Here is a 6,523-nt window from a genome sequence, read left to right as displayed (position 1 = left end):
GGTCGTCGCCAGTTTTTATAAAAAGTCTCAAGATTTAGTTCTTGAGACTTTTTTGCGTTTAAGAAAGTTCGAAAATAGAAGTTAGAAACTAGTGATTTAACGTAGAACTTACGACTTAGAACTGAATACTTATACCTTGAATGTAAGATGTGATGCTGAAACAAGTTCAGTAGTACAGAAGAGTTTATACTTAGAACTTTATTTAATAGATTTTAGTATTGAGATATTAGAAGTTAGAGAGGAGAGACTTAGAACTTACGCTTGCGTTAGGGATAGCAGCGGAAATCCTTTTGTGGGAAATCTGAATGTTATTATTGTACACAAATCTTCTTTCACAAAAGATTGGAGCGGATAGCCCGACCGAGCGTGAAATACAATGTTACTTTTTTATTGGATTTTATGAGCGAGCAAACGCCCAAAAATAAATTACGAATTACGAAATAGGAAGTTAGACAAAATACCTAGCTTTTGCATTATTGTGAAATATTAATATTTCTCATTACTTTTTTAGAACTTATTCTTAAGTTAATATTTAAAACAATATTATTTTTTCTGAAAATTAAATCTATGTATTTATTATATTCGTAGAATTAAGTTTTAGATAATATGAAACCATTTAATGTTAGAGTTTATGCGTTGTTAGAGCATAATGGAAAGGTATTGGTAATGCATGAGCCATTTCAGGGAAAGTTAATTTATAAATTTCCAGGTGGTGGATTAGAGTTTGGTGAAGGAACAAAAGATTGTTTGGTTCGTGAGTTGAAGGAAGAATTAAACTTGGATGTGAAAATTACGTCACATTTTTATACACAAGATTTTTTTGTGTTGAATGCTTTTGATCCGACTGAGCAGGTTTTATTGATTTATTATAAAGCTACAATAACAGATAAAGATCTTGCTAATTTGAAGGTTTTGGATGCTGATATTGAAGAGTTACTTTGGATTGAGACAAAGGAGTTGGAAACAACGAAATTTACCTTAGAAGCGGATAAAATTGTGGTTGATTTGTATAAAAAAGAAAACTTCGAATCTTAAGACTCGAAGTTTATAATTTTTTGATCATCAAAATACTGTATTACGGCATATTTCATTAACAATGATTGCTCGTTTGTTTTAAGTGGTGGAAGCTCTTCTAATAACTCGAAATGCGGCCAACCATCTGGATCTTGTCCATCGAAACGATAAAATCCGAAAGGTTCTAAAACTCTACAAACAGCGATATGTAAAAGATTTAGTTTTTCGTCTTTTTTAAATTTCTTTTTTCCTTGTCCAAGTTCTTGTACGCCGATTAAGAAAAGAATTGTATCTAAATCTGGTTTTTCACCATCAGTAAAGTTTGTTTCGAAGAAATTTTCTATCAGTTTCCACTTTTGGATATTTGATGATGAATCTTCTGTATATTTTGAAATATCCATTTAGAATTTACGCCCTTTATGACGCATATTTGGGTTTTGTAATTGCGAATTACTCACATTGTAACGTTTTAATTGACCATTCATCATTTTGATTTGATCTGCAAACATTCCTTTTGAGTCGTTTTTCTTCGCTTCTTTAATGTAATTCTCGGCTTCTTTCTTTTTACCTTTTGACATTGCAGCTCCGGCTAAAGATAAATTTGCCATTGCACGATCATGATCAAAAGATAAACCATAGTCCAAAGCTTCTTTCATATATTTCTCTGAAGCAGAAATATTGTCTTGTGCTTCTGTAATTCCCATCATATAATTGTAATATCCCATTTGTTTTGGAACTAATTCTGATGATGGATTTTTTATTTTAAGCAACCATTTTTTCGCTTTTTGCATTTCTTCTTTACGAAGAAACCAAAAGGCTAATAAAATATTTTCGTTACGGAAATAAAATAAAATTGGAAAAACAGCTAATAATAAAGACATAACCCCCCAACCGTATTCGCGTTGCGTAAACAAAAATATTGCTAAGGCGATTAATACAGCGGCGATTACTAATTTAATGTATTTGTTCATCGTTTATTTTAAATATGATTTGATTGTATCTGCTATTTCGATCATTTTTTCGGCAGATAATTGAAGTTTCGGATTTGAGAAATTGATGTCTTGCATTGAATTTAGAGGTACCAAATGCACATGTACATGTGGTACCTCTAGTCCAATAACTGCAATTCCTACGCGTAAACACGGAATTGCTTTTTCTATAGCTTGCGCAATATCATAGGCAAAATCCATTAATCCTAAATAAGATTGTTTATCTAAGTCGAATATTTTATCAACTTCTTGCTTAGGAATAATTAGTACATGTCCTTCTACTAAAGGAAATGCATCTAAAATTGCGATATAATTAGTATTCTCTGCAATTTTATACGAAGGTATTTCTCCGTTTATAATTTTAGTGAAAACGCTTGCCATAATTTTAATTTATTTAAAATTTTAGTCCAAAGATATTTCTAAAATTTCAAAATTTAAAATCATTCCGTTAGGTAATGTAATTTCTGCTACATCTCCTTGTATTTTTCCTAACAAACCTTTTGCAATTGGCGTGTTAACAGAAATGCGCATTTTAGCTAAGTCAGCCTCAGATTCTGGTACCAAAGTGTACACTAATTCTTGTCCGTTAGCTGTATTTTTTATTTTAACTTTAGATAATATAGAAACTTTAGAATGATCTAATTTAGATTCATCAATAACGCGTGCAGAACCTACAACTTCTTTTAGTTTTGCAATTTGCATTTCCAACATTCCTTGTGCTTCTTTTGCAGCATCGTATTCTGCATTCTCAGATAAATCTCCTTTATCACGCGCATCAGCAATTTGTTGCGAAATTTTTGGACGTTCAAAAGTTTCTAACTGATGAAGATCTTCACGCAACTTTTCTAATCCTTCTTTCGTTACATATTGTATATTTGCCATAACAACAATGTTTAATTAATTTTTTATTAAATAGGTCTTATAAAATAAATAATCCTACACATATCAAACATATGCGCAGGACTATTTCTAATAATTTGTATTACAAAGATAGTAAAAAATTTAATCGAAATTAAAAATGAAACAGTTTATTAAAATCATTCTAAATAAGGTTATAATACTAGGTGTATTTATTACAATTTTGCAAGCTTGTAATTCCGATGATGGCGTAGTTAGTTGTGTGCCTACAACCACTGTTAGTGTACAAATTAATACAAATTTACCGTTGTATTCTAATCTTAATAATCCTGGAGGATGGGTTTATGTAGATGGTGTAGTTGCAGGATCAAGAGGATTGATAGTTGTACGAACAGCGTCTGGTTATAAAGCTTACGATCGTAATGCACCACATATTTGTCCTGGCGAAAAAACGACTTTATATGTAAAAGATGATATAAGAATAGTATGTGACGCAGATGAGTCAGAATGGATTCTTTTGACAGGACAACCAACTAAAGTAGCAAATAGAGCGCCGCGTACATATCAAGTTATTGTAAATGCAAATGGAACATTATTGATAACGAATTAATATACATTTCGCTGTATAATTATTTAAAAATTAATCACTAATTATTTATATTCTCTTAAATGAGGATAAATTGTTTAGTGATTTTTTTATTTATAAAGGTTATATTTTTTGAATTAGCTTAATTTTTATTTCTTGTCAAATAGAATAAATTTTATATAATTAAAATTGATTATAATATTGACATATAGTGATATATGTTTTACAATTAAAAGTCTTAATTAGATAAATAATTAATAATTATTCAAAAAAGCTATTATTTATTATGCAAGCATAGATATTAATGATTAATTTTGAATTAAATTATTTTCAAAAAAAGATAATTTCGTTGTAAAGATTACACAATTACATTATTTTTGATAAATTATATATTTATCAATAAAACATAAAACAATGAGCATTATTTCGCATATTCATGCAAGACAGATTTTAGATTCTCGCGGAAACCCAACAGTAGAAGTTGATGTAATAACAGAAAATGGTATTTTAGGACGTGCAGCTGTTCCATCTGGAGCATCTACAGGAGAATACGAAGCGGTTGAGTTACGTGACGGAGGAAATTTGTACTTAGGAAAAGGAGTATTAAAAGCCATAGAAAATGTAAATGATGTAATTGCACCTGCATTAATAGGATATTCTATCTTCGAACAAAATCTAATCGATCAATTAATGATTGATATGGATGGTACAGATAATAAAGCAAAATTAGGTGCAAATGCAATTTTAGGTGTTTCTTTAGCTGTAGCAAAAGCAGCAGCAGAAGAATTAGGCTTACCATTGTTTAGATATGTTGGTGGAGTAAATGCTAACACATTGCCAGTACCAATGATGAATATTGTAAATGGAGGTTCTCACTCAGATGCTCCAATTGCATTTCAAGAATTTATGATTATGCCTGTTCAAGCAACTTCTTTTTCGGATGCTTTGCGTAAAGGAACAGAAATTTTTCATGCGCTAAAAAGTATCTTACACGACAGAGGTTTATCTACAGCTGTAGGTGATGAAGGTGGTTTTGCACCAAAATTTGAAGGTACAGAAGATGCTTTAGATACTGTAATTTTAGCAATAGAAAAAGCAGGTTATAAAGCAGGAGAAGAAATAATGATTGCTTTAGATTGTGCTTCTTCAGAATTTTATCACGATGGTAAATACGATTACACAAAATTTGAAGGAGAAAAAGGTGCAATTCGTACATCTGAAGAGCAAGCAGCTTATTTAGCAGAATTATCAGAGAAATATCCAATTATTTCTATTGAAGACGGAATGGACGAAAACGATTGGGAAGGTTGGAAAATCTTAACAGATAAAATCGGAAAACGAGTTCAAATCGTTGGAGATGATTTATTGGTAACTAATGTAACGAAATTAGAACAAGCAATCGATACAGATACAGCGAATTCAATTTTAGTTAAATTTAACCAAATTGGTACATTAACAGAAACAATCAAAGCAGTGCAAATGGCACAAAATGCAAGATATACAGCTGTAATGTCTCACCGTTCTGGAGAAACTGAAGATGCTACAATTGCAGATTTAGCTGTTGCGTTAAATACGGGACAAATTAAAACGGGATCTGCATCTAGATCTGATCGTATGGCGAAATATAATCAATTACTTCGTATCGAAGAGATTTTAGGAGAAACTGCTATATTTCCAGGGCTTAAAGCTTTCAAAATTAAGCGTTAAAAAATAATAATACTGATAATAATCAGTCTTGAAAAACGCAAAAAAAATTGTAAATTACGCATTAAATAATATAAACTATACAATGTCAGATAAGGTAATATTAAATTACAACGGAAGTGAGTTGGACTTACCAGTTTCAACAGGCTCAATGGACGAAAAAGCCATTGATATTTCCAAGTTAAGAAGTGCTACTGGATTAATTACAATGGATCCAGGGTATAAAAATACAGGATCATGTGAATCTAAAATTACTTTTTTAGATGGTGAAGAAGGAAAATTGATGTACCGTGGCTATCCTATCGAACAATTAGCAGAAAAATCTTCTTTCGTAGAAGTGATGTATTTGTTAATTAAAGGAAACTTACCTACACAAACTGAATTAGATAAATTTGTAAACGATATTAATGAGTACAACTATGTTTCTGAAGATTTAATCAAAATCTTAGATGCATTCCCAAGTTCTGCTCACCCAATGGGAGTTTTAACATCTTTAACGGCTGCTTTATCAGCATTCAACCCAAAATGTGTTGATGTTAGCTCTGAAGAAGAAATGTATAGAGCTGCAGTTACTTTATTAGGTAAATTTCCAGTTTTAGCATCTTGGACACAAAGAAAAGTAAAAGGTTTACCAGTTAACTATTCTAACGATAAATTATCTTATGTAGAAAACTTTTACCAATTATTATTCAAAAAACCAGGTCAAGAGTTAGATTTAGATCCAGTTGTTATGGATGCTTTAGATAAATTATTAATCTTACATGCAGATCACGAGCAAAACTGTTCAGCATCTACAGTACGTTTAGTAGGTTCATCTCACGCAGGTTTATTTGCTTCTATTTCTGCAGGAATTTCTGCATTATGGGGACCATTACACGGTGGTGCAAACCAAGCAGTATTAGAAATGTTAGAAGACATCAAAAATGATGGTGGAGACGTAGAAAAATACTTAGCAAAAGCAAAAGATAAAAATGATCCTTTCCGTTTAATGGGATTCGGACACAGAGTTTATAAAAACTTTGATCCTCGTGCAAAAATTATCAAAGTTGCTGCTGATAATGTTTTAGAGAAATTAGGAATCAATGATCCTACATTAGAAATTGCTAAAAAATTAGAAAAAGCTGCTTTAGAAGACGAATATTTCAAATCAAGAAATTTATATCCAAACGTAGATTTCTATTCAGGAATCATCTACAAAGCATTAGATATCCCAACTGAAATGTTTACAGTAATGTTTGCTGTAGGACGTTTACCAGGATGGATTGCACAATGGATGGAAATGCGTCAAAATAACGAACCAATTGGTCGTCCTCGTCAATTATACACAGGAGCACCAACACGTGATTACGTTAACATCGAAAATAGATAAGAT

Annotated in this window: 8 protein-coding genes; 4 read left to right on the top strand and 4 right to left on the bottom strand. The window is 31.2% G+C overall.

Translation table 11 applies throughout. From position 1 onward, the window contains the following. Positions 1-606: 606 nt before the first annotated feature. Positions 607-1,035, top strand: coding sequence for an NUDIX hydrolase (locus tag RSC72_RS06430; RefSeq protein WP_332566251.1), 429 nt, complete (start codon positions 607-609; stop codon positions 1,033-1,035). On the opposite strand, the gene RSC72_RS06425 is transcribed toward RSC72_RS06430, so the two are convergent. The 4 genes from RSC72_RS06425 to greA are packed head-to-tail and all read right to left on the bottom strand — an operon-like array spanning position 1,032 to position 2,885. Further along, positions 1,032-1,415: a hypothetical protein gene (locus RSC72_RS06425; RefSeq protein WP_332566250.1), complete on the bottom strand. Its 384-nt coding sequence runs from the start codon at positions 1,413-1,415 to the stop codon at positions 1,032-1,034. The two genes, RSC72_RS06430 and RSC72_RS06425, sit on opposite strands and share 4 nt — an antisense overlap. After that, entirely contained in the window at positions 1,416-1,985 is a 570-nt protein-coding gene (locus RSC72_RS06420) for a tetratricopeptide repeat protein (protein ID WP_332566249.1), read from the bottom strand. Between the two features lie 3 nt (positions 1,986-1,988). Further along, positions 1,989-2,384, bottom strand: coding sequence for an HIT family protein (locus tag RSC72_RS06415; protein ID WP_332566248.1), 396 nt, complete (start codon positions 2,382-2,384; stop codon positions 1,989-1,991). 21 nt (positions 2,385-2,405) lie between these two features. Further along, positions 2,406-2,885 carry a transcription elongation factor GreA gene (gene greA / locus RSC72_RS06410; RefSeq protein WP_332566247.1) on the bottom strand — a complete coding sequence of 160 codons (480 nt, stop codon included), beginning with the start codon at positions 2,883-2,885 and terminating at the stop codon, positions 2,406-2,408. Between the two features lie 136 nt (positions 2,886-3,021). Between greA and RSC72_RS06405 the strand changes: the two genes are divergently transcribed. The 3 genes from RSC72_RS06405 to RSC72_RS06395 all read left to right on the top strand — a co-directional run bounded on the left by RSC72_RS06405 (position 3,022) and on the right by RSC72_RS06395 (position 6,520). Next, entirely contained in the window at positions 3,022-3,471 is a 450-nt protein-coding gene (locus RSC72_RS06405; RefSeq protein WP_332566246.1) for a hypothetical protein, read from the top strand. A gap of 390 nt (positions 3,472-3,861) precedes the next feature. Further along, positions 3,862-5,154 carry a phosphopyruvate hydratase gene (gene eno / locus RSC72_RS06400; RefSeq protein ID WP_332566245.1) on the top strand — a complete coding sequence of 431 codons (1,293 nt, stop codon included), beginning with the start codon at positions 3,862-3,864 and terminating at the stop codon, positions 5,152-5,154. 82 nt (positions 5,155-5,236) lie between these two features. Further along, positions 5,237-6,520 (top strand): citrate synthase, encoded by a 1,284-nt coding sequence (locus RSC72_RS06395; protein ID WP_332566244.1) that lies wholly within the window; start codon positions 5,237-5,239, stop codon positions 6,518-6,520. The last annotated feature ends 3 nt before the right edge of the window (positions 6,521-6,523 follow it).

Origin of the sequence: Algoriella sp. (assembly GCF_036647415.1) — a bacterium.
In the GTDB taxonomy this organism is placed as follows: Bacteria; Bacteroidota; Bacteroidia; order Flavobacteriales; family Weeksellaceae; genus Empedobacter.
The sequence above is the reverse complement of the archived record's forward strand: the minus strand, read 5'-3'. Positions and strand labels throughout refer to the sequence as shown.

Excerpts from the sequence above, each read along its gene's own strand:
- RSC72_RS06415 (WP_332566248.1), bottom strand. The coding sequence starts at position 2,384 with ATGGCAAGCGTTTTCACTAAAATTATAAACGGAGAAATACCTTCGTAT.
- RSC72_RS06430 (WP_332566251.1), top strand. The coding sequence starts at position 607 with ATGAAACCATTTAATGTTAGAGTTTATGCGTTGTTAGAGCATAATGGA.
- RSC72_RS06425 (WP_332566250.1), bottom strand. The coding sequence starts at position 1,415 with ATGGATATTTCAAAATATACAGAAGATTCATCATCAAATATCCAAAAG.
- eno (WP_332566245.1), top strand. The coding sequence starts at position 3,862 with ATGAGCATTATTTCGCATATTCATGCAAGACAGATTTTAGATTCTCGC.
- RSC72_RS06395 (WP_332566244.1), top strand. The coding sequence starts at position 5,237 with ATGTCAGATAAGGTAATATTAAATTACAACGGAAGTGAGTTGGACTTA.
- RSC72_RS06405 (WP_332566246.1), top strand. The coding sequence starts at position 3,022 with ATGAAACAGTTTATTAAAATCATTCTAAATAAGGTTATAATACTAGGT.
- RSC72_RS06420 (WP_332566249.1), bottom strand. The coding sequence starts at position 1,985 with ATGAACAAATACATTAAATTAGTAATCGCCGCTGTATTAATCGCCTTA.
- greA (WP_332566247.1), bottom strand. The coding sequence starts at position 2,885 with ATGGCAAATATACAATATGTAACGAAAGAAGGATTAGAAAAGTTGCGT.